Raw genomic sequence first — 18,140 nt, forward strand, 5'->3', positions numbered from 1 at the left:
ACTAAACCCATTACGGCTATTTGAGCCTTTCTTGGGCTGATGCTTTTCATAACCGAGATGGTCTGAAAGTTCAGTATTGAGTGCAGTTTCAATCATGAATTTTTTAAAGACTGCTGTCATTTGGTTTAAGTCTTCTGGTGTTTTTAGACCTTTAGCCAATTCGGCAGCCATACTTTTGATTGTTGCTTCATCCATGTGAAGTACCTTTTGTAATTATCCTCTGAAGGATAAATGAAAATTAAGTACTTACACAAAATTTAGAACAGTCCCAATAATTATGATACCTGTACAGACATTCTCGGTTTTTGCAATTTTTCTGTTGTTTATTGCTCCATTGATTGGTGTTGTATTAACACTAGGTTTAGTGGTGAAAGCACTATTCTTTTGGCGAAATAAGGTTCAAAAGCATGTGAGGTTTTTTTCTAAAAAGACATTATTTATTACGCTAGTGGCATTAATATGTGACTTGTGGGCAGGTTATTTATTTTATATGGCTGCATCGGTAGAGTATGAGTTCGCACTTAAGCAGCATTATAAGGAACGTCGCAGCCATTTCGTTTTATCTCAAGATGCACAATATGGCGAACTGTTGATTCCTAAAGGGAGTTTAATTAGTCGTTACGATGCTTTTGATAACGGTGAGCCACAAGTACCCTTTAGCTTACGTGGATTAGAGGCTGTACGTTTTCCTCATCCTGTACAGGTTGCAGGAATGTGGGTAACTGCGATGGAGCCTCCTCGAATGGAATTGGCGTGGGATCAGCAAATAGGTCCAGTTATGCGCTTTGATCCTAATGAGGCCGATGGTTACGGTGAATGGGTTTACGATACGAAACGTCCTACTATCGCTTGTTCTCGTGGAGACATCGTACTACTTGAAATACCACTCATTGATTATGATATTGCAAAAGAATTTGGTAAACCTGAGCCTGATGGAGTTAATGCACGTTTTCGCCCGAGTGAGTGGGGTGTTCACCAATGCGAAAAAGGTCAGGGGCCGATTAAAGTTGATCCTGCATATACTGGGACTGCACCAAAGAAACCTTGGTTTCATAAATAATTAAGTGTTGAATTGAAAAAAAGCCTCTGTAGAAACAGGGGCTTTTTTTATAATTTAGATAATGCTCATAATGTTAAATTGATCAAAAATTAGGTTAAATATTGGGAGTCAGTTCATTTATGCACATTCCAAGCTTTTAATAAACGCCAGATATTTTTATCTACCTTTTTCCAATCTTTTAATGATTCATAAGGCATTGTCCATTTTATACTTATATTTGGATATAGAGGTGTTTCAACTTCTGTAGTCACTACAATTTGATTATTTCCATCATGTTGTTTAGCAATTGTCATTAAAAATTCAGAATGGTAGGGGTCTGATGCATTTCCTATACAATGATAAAAACGAGAAATATGAGCTTTCAAATTCTTAAGTGAGTAACATTCTAAGTCAAATTTTTTGAATAAATCTTCATCTTTAATAACTTCTTGAGATGTAAAATAATTTATCCACTCTCGTGGTGTTTTTTTATATTTCAAATATATTGGATCAGCTGTACTAAAATTTTCTACTAATACTTTTACTTGGTTTTGATGACTTGTATCATAGAAATTATTAATTTCTATATTTTTAGCATTATTCAAAAGTAAGTTAAATTGCATAGGATTTTCAGGGTCTGCAACATTTTCGATGGTATCATTTTTACTTAGATTTTTTATTTTAGGAATAAAGTTAATAGGAAACTGACCAAGAAAAGGGCTCTTTAAAATAGTACCTTGTGCAATATTTTTTTTATCACCTACAACTGTTTTTAAAGTTAAATCCGATGAAATACCCCAAACAACTAAATCCCCTTGTTTAGAGGTGTCTTTATAATATTTGACATTAGATTTTTCAGATAAATGTTGAGATGCTGTTTTCGATGAGTCTGTGCATCCGAATATAGCAGTACATTGTATTAGAATAATTATAATTTTCATGAAGTTCATAATGAGAATTTTCCATTCATGTCTAGATTAGAATATATAACTATGTGGCTTATAGAGAAATGCAGAGATAAATAAGAATATTTACTTATTAAATTTCTATAAAATCAAAGTAATACACCTTATACGGATAAAAAAATGGGAGCAACTAGCTCCCATTTTCTATTTTTGTTCATGTTCTTTGTAGTATTGATGCGCTCTCTTAGAATTATGCTTCCAACTTTTAGCAACTTTTGTGACATATGTTGGAAGATCATCCCATGCATCAGCTAAACCAGGGCCACGGGCTACACGAAGCTTAAGAGGATAATCTTTATATTCAATACAATGAATTGAATAAAAGCTTTTCTCTTGCTGCGTACTGAACTTTTTATAATGAACACTTTTCATATTAGGAAAGTATTCCCAAAATAAGCCATTTGAGCGTGGTTTTTTTACAGATTGTTGATACTGATATTTCAGTTTTTTCATTGTTCCTCCTAGGTAACATTACCTAGAAGGGGTCCTCTGCAAAGTAGTACATTTTCTTGAACTCTACCTATTGAATATTTTGTCGATACAGCATGCTTATTTATTTTTCAAAGCTAAGTCATATTTATTAGGCTTAGCTTTAGTTTATTTAAAGCATTGTAATTGAATCAATACTTACTGCAAATAAATATTAATTTTTATAAATGATTAATTATAAATGAGTTTTATTGTCATATCCCATGTGGCGCCCATTATGTTAAATAGCTCTTTGGTCTGTGAGTATTTTTAAATCTCAATTAGATTATTGGGAAGGCAGTGGAAAAGCCTTTTTATATTTTTCTTTATCCTGATACTTGGTAAAGTTTTGTAAGCGTTGTGCGACTTTTGGATCATTCATCATTGATTCCGTTGCATAACGTCCGAAATACTCAAATGAATGTGCTAGCGCATTGGTTCCTTCATTTTCTACAACTGCAGTAACTGCTTACGTACAACTTTGCGTCATGATTTTATCAAAAATATTCGCAACCCTGCGATCTACACGTTCTAAATCTGCGCTTGATATTTTTGTGTAGTTTGCTAAATCTTGTTTCGTAGCAAAACCAAAAAACATCCATTGCACCATATCCTTACGGTCTTGTTCGGTAACTGAACTTTTTAAACACTCAACTAATTTATCCTGATATTCCCCAGCATGGCTGAATGAAGTAATAAATAGAGAAGACATTAGTAATAAAATAAATTTTAATTTGTATGAATGCATAAATAAGCTCTAGTAAAACAACTGATTGATATTGCAAATTAAAATAACATATTCTTTGTATATAATGTTAGGGGAACATTAAAAATCCCAAACGGTCATGTTTTAACTTTATAAACCCCCATTTAACAATAACTCACTCATTATTTATCCTTGCTTTTTAATGATCTAATTTAAAACAAATGTCATTTTGTGTGCTTGACTGCAAAAGGGTTGAGCACTATTCTTTGCCTGCTGGCCACATTGCCAGTCGGTCGTCGCAGACCGCATAATAACTCCCGCATCAGAGATATTTCTTCTGAGGAATACTCTTGTGTGGTAGCTACTCGTCCCTTTCCCGTAGCGGTAGGACGGGAGAGGGACACCTACGGGTGTGCTAGTTTGAGTTATTACTAGTCTGCGAACCCTTTCTCGTTCTGCCACCATAATTCTATAAATGTCTGGCAGAACTCCAAATAAAAAGGAGTTGGCTTTGCACATCCATTATTTCTTGGCAACCTTTGCCAAAAGCTATAACAACACAACTTAGTTTTTAACAAGTTTGATCGCCATGCGGCAAATCAGGCTTTAAATCGTCACGACTAAAAACTTGCAGCAACAATAAAACTTGAGATGTGCCAAGCACAGTCTTTATGGCTTTGCTATGCCTTTTTTTCAGCTTTAAAAAAATAAAAGGCTTTTATATCTCATTTATATACAACAACAATTTATTTTATAACGGTAAAACTATGCCAAATTTAATTCTCCCAACACGTGCTTTTGAGGTTGTAAAAAAAGGGATCGACTTATTTCACTACGGTGGCTTTCATATGGTCGGCGTCGACAAAATTGTGAAAGAAACCGAAGTGAATAAAATGACGTTTTATAATTATTTTCACTCTAAAGAACGCTTCATTGATATCTGTTTAATTGTGCAAAAAGAACGGCTCCAAGACCAAGTGGTTGCAATAGTGGAGTACGACCATGACACAAGCACAATCGATAAACTCAAAAAACTTTATATATTACATACCGACTTAGAAGGGCCGTACTACTTATTATTTAAGGCCATTTTTGAAACTAAAAACAGTTATCCAAACGCTTACCAAACTGCGGTCAGATACAGAACATGGCTTAGCAATGAAATTTATAGTCAGCTTAAATTACTAAAAAACGATGCAGCTTTTAATGATGCCAAAATATTGCTATATATGATTGAAGGCGCAATTATTCAGCTTTTAAGCTCAGAACAGATCGATCAAAAAGAGAGGTTATTTAATTACTTTCTAAATGCTTTGGCTTAGCTAAAAGTGTGGAAATGAAAAGTTAGAAACAATAAAAAACCATCAAGGTGAGCGTTTTTTTCACTAACCTACAAACCTTATTGGTTGTTTAAAGCAATCTTATCTTAGTGATTTAAGTTGAAATCAAATCAAATGATTTCAACTATAAAATCATTAAAATTAATTGTTTAAGGTTTTTAAAGCCATTTCTACACTGTCGTATAGATTTTCAATAGGCACATTATCTTTTGCTTGAACCGTAATACCAAATAGAATCATGCCAAAATAATCTGCTAAAACATCTAAGTTTAAGCTTTCAGCCACATCACCATCTTTTTGACCTTGTTCAAGTCTCGCTCTAATAAGAGCAACGGTTTTTCTGCGTTCATTACTCAAGATGTCTTGTACATTTTTACTTTCAGATGAACCTGATAATGCAGCAGAGACAACTAAACAGCCTGTTTTATCAGGCTTACTATAAAATTGATCAATCGTTCTGATTAACAAATTTTTAATGCCTTCTTGAGCAGTTAAAGACTCTTTGAGTGCCTCAATTCGATAATTACCAAAATTTTTAACATAATAATCAACAGCTTCAATAAACAATTTTTCTTTGTTTCCAAAAGAAGCGTAAAGACTTGGCGGGGTGATTTCCATTGCTTTTGTCAGGTCATTAATCGACGTCGCTTCATAACCATTTCGCCAAAATAGATTCATCGCTTTGTCTAATGCAGCATCTCGATCGAAATTACGAGGGCGGCCACGACCTGCGGTTTTATTCATTTTACTCTCCATTTTGTATCAATCACTACAAAAACATGTTGACTGTATTTTAGCACGATTATATAGTGATCACTACATAAATAATCTTATGCATATTTTAAGGGCTAACATATGAATCACAAATTATTTAATCCAGTGATTGTGGGCGATGTTGAACTAAGCAATCGTATTGTTATGGCACCGATGACCAGATCAAGAGCAGCACAACCTAATGATGTGCCGACCGAGCTTAATGCACTTTATTACGGTCAACGTGCAAGTGCTGGTTTGATTATCACCGAAGGCACACAAGTTTCTGATGTGGGTAAAGGTTATTCTTTTACGCCCGGTATTTATTCAGAAGAACAAATCAAAGGTTGGGCTTTAGCGACTCAAGCTGTACATGAAAAAGGCGGAAAAATTGCTGCTCAGTTATGGCATGTTGGGCGTATGTCGCACTCTTCACTGCATAGCAACCACGAACAACCCATTGCACCATCTGCTATTCAGGCCAAAGCTTCAGTATTTATTGCCAATGAAAAAGGTGAAGGGGCAATGGTGCCTGCCGAAATGCCAAGAGCAATGGATTTTGATGATATTCAAAACGTTAAACAGGAATTTATTCAAGCTGCTCGCAACGCTGTACAAGCAGGTTTTGATTTAGTCGAAATTCATGCCGCGAATGGTTATTTATTTGACCAGTTCTTATCTACAGATGCGAACCAGCGTACTGATAACTATGGTGGATCTGTTGAAAATCGTGCACGTTTCTTATTGGAAACTGTCGACGCATTGATTGATGCGATTGGTGCCGGCCGAGTAGGTGTGCGTTTATCACCTTGGGGAACGATTAATGGCATGACAGACCAACAACCCGAAGAAATTACCCTTTATTTAGCTGAACAATTACAAAGAAGAAATATTGCCTATATCCATTTGGCTGAATGGGACATGCTTCCACATGGTGATACTTATCCAGTAGGTTTCAGAGAAAAACTTCGTTCATTGTTCACAAATACATTAATTGTTTGTGGAAATTATTCACTCGAAAGAGCCGAATCTATTCTTGATAAAGGCTTAGCAGATGCAGTGGCATTTGGACGTCCTTTTATTTCCAACCCAGATTTAGTTGAGCGTTTACAGTCAGGTCATGCTTTAGCGCAAGCCAAATCTGAATATTTCTATGGTGGCGATGCAACGGGTTATACCGACTATCCTACTGCTCAATAAGCTCACACGATAAATTAAGGTTAAGAAAATGAAAAAGTTTTTTAAAGTTATGACTTTATCCGCAGCTATGGGGATGTTTGGGTTAAATCAAGCAAATGCAGAATATGACCCAAACTTAAAGTCGATTGATACGCCCCCAGCCGTTTCACAACAAATGTTTAATAAGGTGAAATCTAATGGACTAGGGCAATATGCTTATGCAAAGGGCCTATCTAGTAAGTTTATCGAGTCTGAAGGCGTAAAACTCCATTATGTTGAAGGTGGATCTAAAGGCACGCCGATCGTATTTATTCATGGTTTTGGTTCGACATGGAAAATGTGGGAACCTGTCATGCTTTCTTATATGAAAGATCATAAAGTCATTGCGATTGATTTGCCGGGTCTGGGTCAATCTGGTCCCATACTTAATGATGATTATTCAGCAGAAAATACCTCAAAAATTTTAATTGGTGCGATTAAGAAAATTGCTGGGAAGGGGCCGATTTATTATGTCAGCCACGATTTAGGTAATACGGCTTCTTATCCACTCGTTGCCAATAATCAAGGCTATATCAAAAAAGCGGTATTTATGGACTCGCCAATTCCGGATCGTGCGATGTTTGAATATCCGGGATATACCGCAGATGGTCCGGGTCTAGGTTGGCACTTTGGTTATTTTAGTTTTGGTGATATTGCTGAGAAGCAAATTGCGAATGATCCAAATTTATTTTTCTCGTACTTTATTAAAACGTATGCAGGTAAAAAAGAAATTTTTACACCTGAACTGCTTGCTGAGTTGATTGAGCCGTATTCGACTCGAGATAAATTAAAAGCAGCTTTTGGATATTACCGTTCGCATGCCGACTCAATTCGTCAAAATGAAGCACTGCTCGCTAATGGTAAAAAGTTAACAATACCTTCTATGGCGCTTACTGGCCAAAAAGGCGTAAATGATGTTTTGGTGAAAGAGATGCGAGCAAGATTTGTCGCTGATCCTGCCCAATACACTGCCATTATTTTGCCAGATACAGGACACTGGATGGTGGAAGAAAATGCTGAAGGTGTTGAAAAAAGTTTATCGAACTTTTTATTTAAATAATGACTAAAACTTTTATATCCGAATCTATCTTGGATTCGGATGTAACTCACCTAAAACATCTTTATTCCAAGTGGTTGGGAGAAATGATAGATGAAAAATAAACTTCCATTCTTGTCTTTATTTTTTGCTTGTCTCACTGCGTCATCAGTTAGTTATGCAAATAATGTCTATGGCGAGCATTTAGAAGGATTTAAATATCCTTACCCACTCCAGTATTTTAATTTCTCATCCCAACAGCAAAATTTAAAAATGGGATATATGGATGTTCAACCCAAGAAGCCGAATGGACAAACAGTAGTGGTTTTTCATGGCAAAAACTTTTGTGCTGCAACTTGGGAAGAAACCATTAATTTTCTAATACAAAATGGTTATCGGGTGATTGCTCCCGATCAGATCGGTTTTTGTACTTCTAGTAAACCCGATCATTATCAATATAGTTTCCAACAGCTTGCACAAAACACTCATGCTTTACTCGAAAAACTGGGTGTTAAACAACCGATTTTATTAGGACATTCAACAGGTGGCATGCTCGCAACGCGATATGCTCTTATGTATCCCCAACAAACAAAACTCCTCGCAATGGTTAATCCAATTGGACTAGAAGATTGGAAAGCAAAAGGGGTTCCGTATCGTACTATTGATCAATGGTATCAGCGTGAACTGAAGGTGAGTGCTGAGTCAATTAAAGCCTATGAATTAAAAACTTATTATCAAGGCGTATGGAAGCCAGAATATGACAAATGGGTTGATATGCTGGCTGGACTAAATGCGGGCAAAGGACACGAAAAGGTCGCATGGAATTCAGCTCTTATTTACGACATGATTTTTACACAACCCGTCTATTATGAGTTTTCTCAACTTAAAGTACCTACCGTGCTTTATATCGGTACGGGTGATACGACTGCAATTGGTAGCGATATAGCCCCACCTGACGTTAAACAAAAAATTGGTCAATACAGCGTTTTGGGTAAAGAAACCGCAAAAATGATTCCAAATGCTGAATTAATTGAGTTTGAAGGCATGGGGCATTCGCCACAAATGCAAAATCCTAAAATGTTTCATGATGCTTTGATCGGAACTTTAAAGAAATACGACTAACTATTTTGGTCTGTTACCAAGATGAAAATAATTTATTTAAATTCAATTAAATAGTTTGTGAGAGGAATAAGTTATGAAAACGACTTCATCACATGATTTAGAACGTAAAATTGCATTTGTACAAGGTGGTTCACGTGGTATAGGTGCGGCTATTGTCACTAAATTGGCTGAACACGGAGCAACAGTAGCCTTTACTTATGCAAACTCAGATCAGGCAGCTAACCGTTTGGTAGATGATCTTAAAGCGAATGGCTTAAAAGTGATGGGAATTAAAGCTGATAGTCGTTCACCAGAACAGGTTATTCACGCCATCCATAAAGTTGCAGATGAGTTCGGTCGAATTGATATCTTAGTGAATAATGTTGGTATTTTTGTGATGAACAAAATACAAGATGTGACATTAGAAGAAATAGAAAAGATCATGGCCGTAAATATTAAAAGCGTGATTGTAGCCTGCCATGAGGTTGTTAAATATATGCCTGATTATGGGCGTATTATTAATATAGGAAGTATCAATGCTGAACGTGTGCCTACAGCTGGATTAACTTTATATGCTATGACTAAATCTGCGGTGAATGGCTTAACCAAAGGTATGGCGCGAGATTTGGGTGAACGATTTATTACCGTAAATAATATTCAACCGGGACCTGTCGATACTGATATGAATCCGGCAGAAGGCGAAATGGCAAATTCACTTTTAGACCTTATGGCGATTAAACGTTATGGTAATAGAAATGAAATTGCAGATTTAGTTTTATGGCTCTGTAGCGAGCATGCGGGATATATCACTGGTTCAAATATTAATATTGATGGCGGTTATGGTATTTAGGTGAGGATGTGGTTTAGATTGATATGGTCAATATTGTTTAGCATGTTTTAGTTATGAGCCTATTTTAAAAAGCCCCGTTGAATAGGGGCTTTTATTATTTTTTGCAGTTATTCTTTATACTGCCATGCTTTTAAAAACATAGTACAAGTTTCTTCATTAAGTTTTTTTAATTCTTCTGGTGTTGGCACTGCGCCTCCTAGAAGCGTTGCCGGATAGGCATATCCCATCACTGCGCCCAAAAAGGCTTTAGCTGCTTCGTCGGGATGTTCAACTTGAATCACGCCAGCATTGTGCGCGGTTTCAAGAATATGACTTAAAGACCTTTTAATATTACCTTGAGTACGGGTCTGAATTTTAGGAAGAATTTCTTTCATTTCAACTAAAGCAATAATCAGTAATCGTTGCAGGCGAATTACATCAATATTATAAAAATGATTTTGCACGGCTTGCCCAATGTCCAACAATCGCTGATCCAGTCGCTTATTGTTGACCTCATGTTGCTCAATAAAAGGGGCTTCCATTTCTGTTTTTAAATGATCAAAAACTTCGATTAGCAGTGCAGTCTTCGTTGGGAAATGGTTGTATAAAGTTTGTCTATTGGTGCCTGCTTTCGTGGCGATTGCCTCTAAACGAACTTCTAAACCATGTTCAAGAAAGAGTTCACGTGCTGCTGCCACAATGGTCGGGCGGATTCGAGAGGGACGTCCTGGAGATTTTTTTAACATATTGAGGTTTTCTTGCACATCTTATTTATTTACTTTACAGTAAAGTAAATAAATTGTCCATAATTCTGGGGTTCCAGATATGCCAAAAGTTCGTTTTCTTTGTCGTAATACCTTGTATTTATTGCCTTTGATTGTTTTTTTAAATGGATGTGATTCTGATAAGCCTATTGTTAAAAATAATCAAAAGGTCGGCATTATCACTATAAAAAAAGAGACTATTGAATCTTCTTACCAGTTAGCTGGGAGAACAGTGGCCTCTGAAATTTCTCAGGTGCGGCCACAAGTAAATGGAGTAGTTGTCGAGCAATTATTTAAAGAAGGCTCTCAGGTAAGTAAGGGACAGCCTCTTTATAAAATTGATTCATCACTCTATCGCGATAGCGTTGATGAGGCTGCGGGTAACCTTGCACTTGCTAAAGCGACAGTGAATTCAACTCGTCTGCAAGCTGAGCGTTATAAGGAATTAATTAAGGTAAATGGCATTAGTCAGCAAGAACTTGATAATGCGTTAAGTGCCTATGAACAGGCAAAAGCCACCGTTGCTGTAAATGAAGCAGTATTAAAAACAGCGCGAACTAATTTGCGTTATACACAAGTTACTGCGCCTATTTCAGGGCGGATAGGGCGCTCTTCGATTACACGCGGAGCTTTAGTGACTTCTGCACAAACAGATCCTTTAGCAACCATTCAAAAACTTGACCCGATGTATGTCGATTTAACTCAGTCGAGTGATGAATATATGGCGCTACGTAAACAGCTCACTGAAAATGGAATAAAACCAACTGAACTTTCAGTACGTTTACAGCTCGAAAATGGCACCACTTATTCGCAACAAGGAACTTTTAAGTTCAGTGATATTGCAGTAGATGAAGCAACTGGAAGTATCACGTTGCGTGCAGCATTTTCAAATCCAAATCATGGTTTATTGCCGGGAATGTATGTACGTGCAGAGCTTAGAACGGGTACGCGATCTAACAGCATTTTAATTCCCCAAGGAGCACTTTTTAGAGATGCAGATGGAAACGCGCTTGTATGGGTGGTTGGAAAAGATAATAAAGCTGAACAACGAAAAATTACGCTAGGAAATGCAATTGATAACCGTTGGTTAGTGAAATCGGGCTTGAACGAAGGAGATCAAGTCATTGTTGATGGCCTGCAAGGTTTAAGTGCCGGTATGGCGATTGAACCTACTCCAATGACCTGAGGATGCACTATGTTGTCGAGTTTTTTTATTGCACGGCCTATTTTTGCTTGGGTTCTTTCTATTTGTATTATGGCCTTAGGTACCATTTCTATTTTGATCTTACCCATTGAACAATATCCAGATATTGCACCACCGGGTGTAAACGTCACTGCAAATTATCCCGGGGCATCTGCCAAAACTGTTGAAGATAGTGTAACCCAGATTTTGGAACAGCAAATTAAGGGCATTGATGGGTTACTTTATTTTTCATCGAGTAGCAGCTCGGCTGGTCAGGCACGTATAAGCTTAAGTTTTAATCAAAAAACAAACCCGGATACCGCTCAAGTTCAGGTCCAAAATGCAGTCAATCAGGCGCTTAGCCGACTACCGCAAGAAGTGCAGCAGCAAGGTATAACCGTGACAAAGTCACAAGGCGATAGTTTATTGGTTTTTGCACTTTACGATGAAAGTAATACAAGAACTTCTGTCGATATATCCGACTACATGGTGAGCACACTTCAAGACCCACTAAGTCGCGTCGATGGCGTAGGTGAAATCACAGTATTTGGTGCTCAATATGCAATGCGCATATGGCTCGATCCACATAAACTAAATAGCTATGGCCTTATGCCTTCAGATGTCAGAACTGCAATTGAAGCTCAAAATGCACAAATTACAGCAGGTGAGTTGGGGGCATTACCAACTCGTGACGGACAGGCTTTAAATGCAACCGTAACAGCATTATCCCGTCTACAGACCGTAAATCAATTTGAAAATATTATTTTACGGACTCAAACAAACGGAGCTGTAGTTTTACTTAAAGATGTAGCTCGTGTAGAGCGCGGTGCAGAAAATTATCAAACCTCTACACGTTTGAATGGAAAGCCAGCTTCGGGTATGTCTATTCAACTTGCTTCGGGTGCCAATGCTTTAGAAACAGCTGAAAGAGTAAAAGCTGAGGTCACGCGTTTAACCGGTTCTATGCCATCAGGGTTAAAAGTTGCATATCCACGTGACAGTACTCCATTTGTTGAAGCATCTGTAAAAGGAGTGATTAAAACTTTAGCTGAGGCAATTGTTCTAGTCATTATTGTCATGTTCTTATTTTTACAGAGCTGGCGCGCCACATTAATTCCGGCTATTGCGGTTCCGGTCGTATTGTTAGGAACGTTTGGTGTACTCAGTATATTGGGTTATAGCATTAATACGCTGACTTTATTTGCGATGGTTTTGGCAATTGGTTTGCTTGTAGATGATGCAATTGTCGTTGTAGAAAATGTAGAGCGGGTTATGCATGAGCAACATCTTGATGCCCGGCAAGCTACCCTAATTTCAATGAAAGAAATATCGGGTGCGTTGGTCGGTATTGCGATGGTACTTGCTGCGGTATTTTTACCTATGGCTTTTTTTGGTGGTTCTGTCGGCATTATTTATCGCCAATTTTCGGTAACACTCGTATCGGCTATGGTGCTTTCAGCCATTGTTGCTTTAACCCTTTCACCTGCGTTATGTGCAACCTTACTTAAACCTGCAAATGAAAAACAAAAGCAGAGAAAATTCTTTACTTGGTTCAATCGTAAAGTCGAACAAGGGCAGTCAAGCTATCGTATAAAGCTGCTCGCTGTTTTAGGTAAGCCCAAAATATTTATGATCATATTCTTAGGTATTACAGCTTTGTTAGGCTGGCAATATACGCGTATGAATACTGGGTTTTTACCACAAGAAGACCAAGGCTCAGTTATGGTCCAGTTTAGTACGCCAGTAGGCACAACACTCGCTGAAACAGAACGGGTGGGTAACTTGATAGCAGATTATTTCCTGACGAAAGAAAAGGATAATCTCAATGTGATTTTCATGGTGATGGGTAGAAATAACGCGGGCAGTGGGCAAAATGTGGGAATGGCATTTGCTGGACTCAAACATTGGGATGATCGAGAAGGGAGTGAAAACACAGCAGAAGCAGTGATTGCTCGGGCAAACTCATATTTTAAATCACTGCGTAACGCACGTGTTCAGGTACTTTCACCAGCCGCAGTGAGGGGGCTTGGACAATCAAGTGGTTTCGAGCTTTGGTTACAAGATGCTGAAAATAAAGGACGTGATGCTTTACTGGCGGCACAAAATAATGTGTTAAAAGCAGCAAGTGCTGATTCTGGCTTAGCAGCAGTCCGTCTAAATAGTTTAGAAGATAAAGCTCAGTTACAAGTCGATATCGATCAAAGAAAAGCCAGTGCACTTGGTTTGGCTCAAACAGATATCAGTAATACGCTATCTTCGGCATGGGGTGGATCTTATATTAATGATTTCATCGATCAGGGACGTGTTAAGCGAGTTTATATGCAAGGAGACGCGATTTATCGTTCCTTACCTCAAGATATTGGGCAATGGTATGTTCGCGGTGCTACAGGTCAGATGACACCATTTTCTAGTTTCTCTTCTGTAAAATGGCAAATGGGACCACAAATGCTGCAACGCTTTAATGGTCTTTCAGCTGTACAAATACAAGGTTCTGCGGCAACTGGTGAAAGTTCTGGTGGGGCTATGGATAAGATGCAGGAGTTAGTTGATCAACAACAAGGCTTTAACCTTCAGTGGAGCGGGTTGTCTTATCAAGAGAAGTTAGCTGGCGGTCAAACCATTTGGTTATATTTAGCATCCATTATCTTTATCTTTTTATGTTTGGCAGCACTTTATGAAAGTTGGTCCATTCCTGTTTCTGTCATGCTAGTGATTCCTTTAGGTCTGATTGGAGCTGTGGTGGCTGCAAGTCTGGCTGGTTTTGTGAATGATATTTACTTTCAGGTAGCTATGCTTACTACCATTGGACTTTCTGCCAAAAATGCTATTTTGATTGTTGAGTTCGCGGCAGCCAAGTTAGAGGCAGGGCAAGCATTAATGGAAGCGATTATTGAAGGAGCAGGTCAGCGATTACGTCCCATTATTATGACATCTCTGGCATTTGTTGCGGGCGTTCTTCCCTTGGCTGTATCTACAGGAGCAGGAGCTGTTAGCCGTAAAGAAATTGGTATAGCCGTAACGGGCGGTATGATTTCAGGAACCTTGCTTTCTATTTTCTTTGTGCCTTTATTCTTTCTTTTAGTTCGCCGTTTAACCAATAAGCTAAACGAAAAAAAGATGTCATAAGATAATGAAAGTCATTAAAAATTAGACCCTCACACTATTTACAGCATGAGGGTCTAAAAGACATATCACTTAGAATGTATTTTGAATAATGACTTCATCGTAAGGAAGTTTACCCACACGTGGATAAGGTTCAGAAGCTGACTTACCAACAGCAATCATTAAACACACCACATGGTCTTCAGGCAAGTTAACGAGCTTCGCCATTGCGTCAAAGTCAAAACCATCCATCGGGCAGCTATCTAAACCATGTTCTTGGGCAAGTAACATCAGAGTTTGAGCAAAAATCCCCGCACTACGCATAACTTCGTCACGTTGGGTTTGTGGGCGGTCACGGTAATACTGGTCAATCGCGCCGGCCATAATATTTTGAACTTCTGGAGTCGCACCATCCCATACACGTTTAGCATCAACTTCCCATGTATTTAATTTTGCACATAATACAATGAGTAAAGATGCTTCTGTAACTTGTGGTTGGTCCCAAGCAATAGCACGAATTTTTTGTCTTAACTCAGCATCTTCGACAACAACCGGACGCCAATGCTGCAAGTTAAAAGCACTTGGTGCATTTGCTAAAACTTCTTGTAATAACTGCTTTTTGTTATCTTCAGATAACTGAAAAGAAGGGTCGAAGCGTTTAATTGCACGGCGCTTACGGAGAGCATCAATAACATTCATAAGATTTTCCTACTTGAGAATTGGGTAGCTGTACTCGTTAGTTTGTATAACGTTGGGCTACTTCAGCCGAAGAAAAGTTTGGTAATAATGTCATACGTGATTTTTCAAAATTATTCCATTGATTTTCGTCTTTCAGCACAGGAATTGTAATTGTTTCTTTACGATCAAAGCCGATTAGAGCAGCATCCACCAAATCATTGACGTCCATTAATGGCGGAACTTGGCTTAAATCGATACCTGAACGTTCCCAAATTTCAGTTTTGGTTGCAGAAGGCAATACGGCTTGTACATGTACGCCATGATCTTTTAACTCTAAATGTAAGCCTTGGCTAAAAAAATGTATAAAGGACTTACTTGCACCATAAATGGTAGAACCAAATTCAGGAGACAACCCAACAACAGAACCTAAATTAATAATTGAACCTTTACCTTTAAGTACGAGTTGCTCGGAAACCGCATGAGACAAACGAACAACCGCCGTCATATTTAAAGTCATGAGTGTTTCAATTTCTTTAATATCTTGAGTTAAAAAATTTCCGCTAAGTGTAATACCTGCGTTATTTACCAAAATTTCAATATCAGCATCGTTTTTTAGAACATCTTCAATTTTGCTAATGTCTTGATCCTTTGATAAATCGGCCTGAATAAATTCGACCTGTACACCGTATTTTGCTTGAAGGTCTCTCGAGATTTTGTCTAAGCGGTTGGTATCTCGTGCAACCAAGATTAAGTGATGGCCACGTTGTGCAAAACGGTCTGCATAGACAGAACCAATTCCTGACGAAGCTCCTGTAATAAGTACTTTTGATTGAGCTGACATGTGATGTCTCCACGCTTTATTTTTAGATGATGATCATAATCTAAAATAACTAATTTTTGATGTCAATCATAATCAATGTATAATTATGACCAGTAGGGTGAATAAAAGTGGGTGCGCCAACATGAAAGTCAGTAAAACTCAGGTAAAAGAAAACCGAGATAAAATTGTTGAAAAGGCGACTCAACTGTTTCGTAGCAAAGGCTACGATGGGGTCGGCATTGCCGAGTTAATGTCTAGCGCAGGTTTCACCCACGGCGGCTTTTATAAACATTTCAGCTCGAAAACAGACCTTGTTTCCATTACTGTTAAACATGGACTTGAGCAGGTTTTGAAAAGAATAGAAGGTTTAAACTTAACTCAATTTATTCAGCTTTATGTATCTCGCACTCATCGAGATAATCGGGATTTGGGCTGCACACTAACAGCATTATCTTGTGATGCTGCAAGACAGCCCGACGAAGTAAAAGTCGAGTTTGAAGAGGGCATTGAGCAACTTATTCAGTTCATTATGACCGAGCGAGCCAAACAAGTTTCTTTAGAAGCGCCTGAGTTAAGAAAGCAAGCCATTAATATTCTTGCCCAGTCTGTAGGGGCAATTGCCTTATCACGCGCATGCCCAGACCAATCAAACCTTAGCGATGAAATCTTAGAAAGCTGTAAAGAGAGCCTTTTAAAATTAGCCAATTAAGCTTTTTTATCTTTCCAGTTCATTTGGCTAAATTGAATTAATTTCGCAATATCTACGGTTCTTTCATAAATGAGTTCTGCTGCATGTTCGCAAGCTTGTTCTAATGTGATCGGGCCGTTTGCTAGCGAAAAAGCAGCGCTTACGCCGTGCTCATAAAGTGCTTGGTAGCCTTCGCCTAAAGTCCCAGCAATCACAATCACAGGTACGTTGTGAGCTTTAGCAATTTGGCTCACCCCAAAAACAGTTTTGCCACTTAAAGTTTGCTGGTCAAATTTACCTTCACCCGTAATTACCCAATCTGCGTTAGCAATTTTATGTTCAAGTTGGTTAAGTTCAGCCACGACCTTAACCCCAGCTTTAAAGTCTGCATTTAAATAACTTTTGGCGGCAAAACCCAAGCCACCAGCAGCGCCTGAGCCTGCTTCATCTCGTTTGTCGAAACCTAAAAGCTCCGCTGAGACATCGGCAAAATGTGCAAGCGCTACATCGAGTAACTGTACTTGAGCAGGGGAAGCCCCTTTTTGTGGGCCAAAAATATGTGATGCACCATTTGGGCCGCAAAGTGGATTGGTCACATCGGCAGCCAGTAAAAACCGTGTGTGCTGAATGCGTGAGTCGAAATCTGTTAAATCAATTTTGGATAGGTTGCTTAGAGCAAGTCCACCGGCGGGTAAGGCGTTTTGGTTAGCATCGAGTAAAACTGCACCCAAAGCACTGAGTAAACCTGTGCCGCCATCATTGGTGGCGCTGCCGCCCACAGTTAAAATAATCTCTTTTGCACCTGCATCTAAAGCATCTAAAATGAGCTGCCCTGTGCCAAAGGTTGTACTGTGGCAAGCATCACGCTCAGACGGTGGGACTAACTGTATGCCGCTTGCTTGAGCCATTTCAATGATGGCGATTTTTTGCTTTTCTAACCATCCCCATTTGGCTTGAACAGGCTGACCTAATGGCCCAACCACCGTTTTTTCACGCCATTGACCCTCACAGACTTCTAAAACAGCTTCAATGGTGCCTTCACCGCCGTCTGCCATCGGGCACAAAACAGTTTCGGCATCGGGAAAAACAGCTTGCCATCCTTTGGCAATGGCTTGAGCTACCTTCAAAGCAGATAAGCTGTCTTTAAATGAGTCAGGGGCAATCACAAGCTTCATAAACGTTCTAATACGGATAAATTTCTCATTGTTTTATACTGCTTAATACGAAAAAAACATAGATAAACACATGTAGGCGTCAATTTTTAAATATTTCAATCTGATAAAAATGAAAATCAATAATGTTTTTATCTGTAAAAATTTGGATTATAAAATTTTTAAGCCATTGTTTTATAAATTTTTATATAAATAGTATGGTTGTTTTGAATGATTGTAATTGTAAACAATATGGCACATATTATAAGAACGGTTGAGCCAGCTTTTAAAATAGCGGA

The 18,140-nt window shown here is 38.3% G+C and carries 17 protein-coding genes and 1 pseudogene; 9 read left to right on the top strand and 9 right to left on the bottom strand.

Translation table 11 applies throughout. From position 1 onward, the window contains the following. A pseudogene (locus J678_RS06730) lies at positions 1-195 on the bottom strand (IS256 family transposase); the annotation flags it as partial. A 124-nt stretch (positions 196-319) separates the two neighbouring features. Between J678_RS06730 and J678_RS06735 the strand changes: the two are divergent. Then, entirely contained in the window at positions 320-1,060 is a 741-nt protein-coding gene (locus tag J678_RS06735; protein ID WP_079377404.1) for a hypothetical protein, read from the top strand. Between the two features lie 113 nt (positions 1,061-1,173). Here the strand turns inward: J678_RS06735 and J678_RS06740 are convergent, their stop codons facing one another. From J678_RS06740 to J678_RS23815, 3 genes are all read right to left on the bottom strand, one after another. After that, positions 1,174-1,980: a hypothetical protein gene (locus J678_RS06740; protein WP_224272957.1), complete on the bottom strand. Its 807-nt coding sequence runs from the start codon at positions 1,978-1,980 to the stop codon at positions 1,174-1,176. A gap of 168 nt (positions 1,981-2,148) precedes the next feature. After that, positions 2,149-2,457, bottom strand: a complete 309-nt coding sequence (locus tag J678_RS06745) for a hypothetical protein (protein WP_017393032.1) — start codon at positions 2,455-2,457, stop codon at positions 2,149-2,151. Between the two features lie 484 nt (positions 2,458-2,941). Next, the gene (locus J678_RS23815) at positions 2,942-3,220 is read right to left on the bottom strand and encodes a hypothetical protein (RefSeq protein WP_017393030.1); all 279 of its coding nucleotides are present in this window, start codon (positions 3,218-3,220) and stop codon (positions 2,942-2,944) included. Positions 3,221-3,945: 725 nt separating this feature from the next. On the opposite strand from J678_RS23815, the gene J678_RS06750 reads away from it, so the two are divergent. Continuing rightward, positions 3,946-4,500: a TetR/AcrR family transcriptional regulator gene (locus J678_RS06750; protein WP_017393029.1), complete on the top strand. Its 555-nt coding sequence runs from the start codon at positions 3,946-3,948 to the stop codon at positions 4,498-4,500. Between the two features lie 159 nt (positions 4,501-4,659). Here J678_RS06750 and J678_RS06755 read toward each other — a convergent pair whose 3' ends face one another. After that, positions 4,660-5,262 (bottom strand): TetR/AcrR family transcriptional regulator, encoded by a 603-nt coding sequence (locus tag J678_RS06755; protein WP_032011602.1) that lies wholly within the window; start codon positions 5,260-5,262, stop codon positions 4,660-4,662. 111 nt (positions 5,263-5,373) lie between these two features. Here J678_RS06755 and J678_RS06760 point away from each other — a divergent pair, with 111 nt between their 5' ends. The 4 genes from J678_RS06760 to J678_RS06775 all read left to right on the top strand — a co-directional run bounded on the left by J678_RS06760 (position 5,374) and on the right by J678_RS06775 (position 9,476). Beyond that, positions 5,374-6,471 (top strand): alkene reductase, encoded by a 1,098-nt coding sequence (locus tag J678_RS06760; protein WP_004885626.1) that lies wholly within the window; start codon positions 5,374-5,376, stop codon positions 6,469-6,471. A 28-nt stretch (positions 6,472-6,499) separates the two neighbouring features. Beyond that, entirely contained in the window at positions 6,500-7,549 is a 1,050-nt protein-coding gene (locus J678_RS06765; RefSeq protein WP_004885628.1) for an alpha/beta fold hydrolase, read from the top strand. 90 nt (positions 7,550-7,639) lie between these two features. Further along, entirely contained in the window at positions 7,640-8,647 is a 1,008-nt protein-coding gene (locus tag J678_RS06770; protein ID WP_017393027.1) for an alpha/beta fold hydrolase, read from the top strand. A 73-nt stretch (positions 8,648-8,720) separates the two neighbouring features. After that, entirely contained in the window at positions 8,721-9,476 is a 756-nt protein-coding gene (locus J678_RS06775; protein WP_017393026.1) for an SDR family NAD(P)-dependent oxidoreductase, read from the top strand. A gap of 107 nt (positions 9,477-9,583) precedes the next feature. On the opposite strand, the gene J678_RS06780 is transcribed toward J678_RS06775, so the two are convergent. Further along, a complete protein-coding gene (locus tag J678_RS06780) occupies positions 9,584-10,201 on the bottom strand; it encodes a TetR/AcrR family transcriptional regulator (RefSeq protein ID WP_004885637.1) in 618 nt (205 codons plus the stop codon). A 79-nt stretch (positions 10,202-10,280) separates the two neighbouring features. Here J678_RS06780 and adeD point away from each other — a divergent pair, with 79 nt between their 5' ends. Both adeD and adeE read left to right on the top strand, forming a co-directional pair. Beyond that, positions 10,281-11,405: a multidrug efflux RND transporter periplasmic adaptor subunit AdeD gene (gene adeD, locus J678_RS06785; RefSeq protein WP_017393025.1), complete on the top strand. Its 1,125-nt coding sequence runs from the start codon at positions 10,281-10,283 to the stop codon at positions 11,403-11,405. Between the two features lie 9 nt (positions 11,406-11,414). Continuing rightward, a complete protein-coding gene (gene adeE / locus J678_RS06790; RefSeq protein ID WP_017393024.1) occupies positions 11,415-14,528 on the top strand; it encodes a multidrug efflux RND transporter permease subunit AdeE in 3,114 nt (1,037 codons plus the stop codon). Between the two features lie 69 nt (positions 14,529-14,597). On the opposite strand, the gene J678_RS06795 is transcribed toward adeE, so the two are convergent. Beyond that, positions 14,598-15,203, bottom strand: a complete 606-nt coding sequence (locus J678_RS06795; RefSeq protein WP_017393023.1) for a nitroreductase family protein — start codon at positions 15,201-15,203, stop codon at positions 14,598-14,600. A gap of 37 nt (positions 15,204-15,240) precedes the next feature. After that, positions 15,241-16,023 carry an SDR family NAD(P)-dependent oxidoreductase gene (locus J678_RS06800; protein WP_017393022.1) on the bottom strand — a complete coding sequence of 261 codons (783 nt, stop codon included), beginning with the start codon at positions 16,021-16,023 and terminating at the stop codon, positions 15,241-15,243. A 121-nt stretch (positions 16,024-16,144) separates the two neighbouring features. Here J678_RS06800 and J678_RS06805 point away from each other — a divergent pair, with 121 nt between their 5' ends. Continuing rightward, positions 16,145-16,711, top strand: a complete 567-nt coding sequence (locus tag J678_RS06805; protein WP_017393021.1) for a TetR/AcrR family transcriptional regulator — start codon at positions 16,145-16,147, stop codon at positions 16,709-16,711. Here J678_RS06805 and J678_RS06810 read toward each other — a convergent pair. Further along, on the bottom strand, positions 16,708-17,865 hold the full coding sequence (locus J678_RS06810) for a glycerate kinase (RefSeq protein ID WP_017393020.1): 1,158 nt from the start codon (positions 17,863-17,865) through the stop codon (positions 16,708-16,710). The two genes, J678_RS06805 and J678_RS06810, sit on opposite strands and share 4 nt — an antisense overlap. Positions 17,866-18,140 lie beyond the last annotated feature (275 nt).

Origin of the sequence: Acinetobacter sp. 1424608 (assembly GCF_000588255.1) — a bacterium.
GTDB lineage: Bacteria > Pseudomonadota > Gammaproteobacteria > Pseudomonadales > Moraxellaceae > Acinetobacter > Acinetobacter nosocomialis.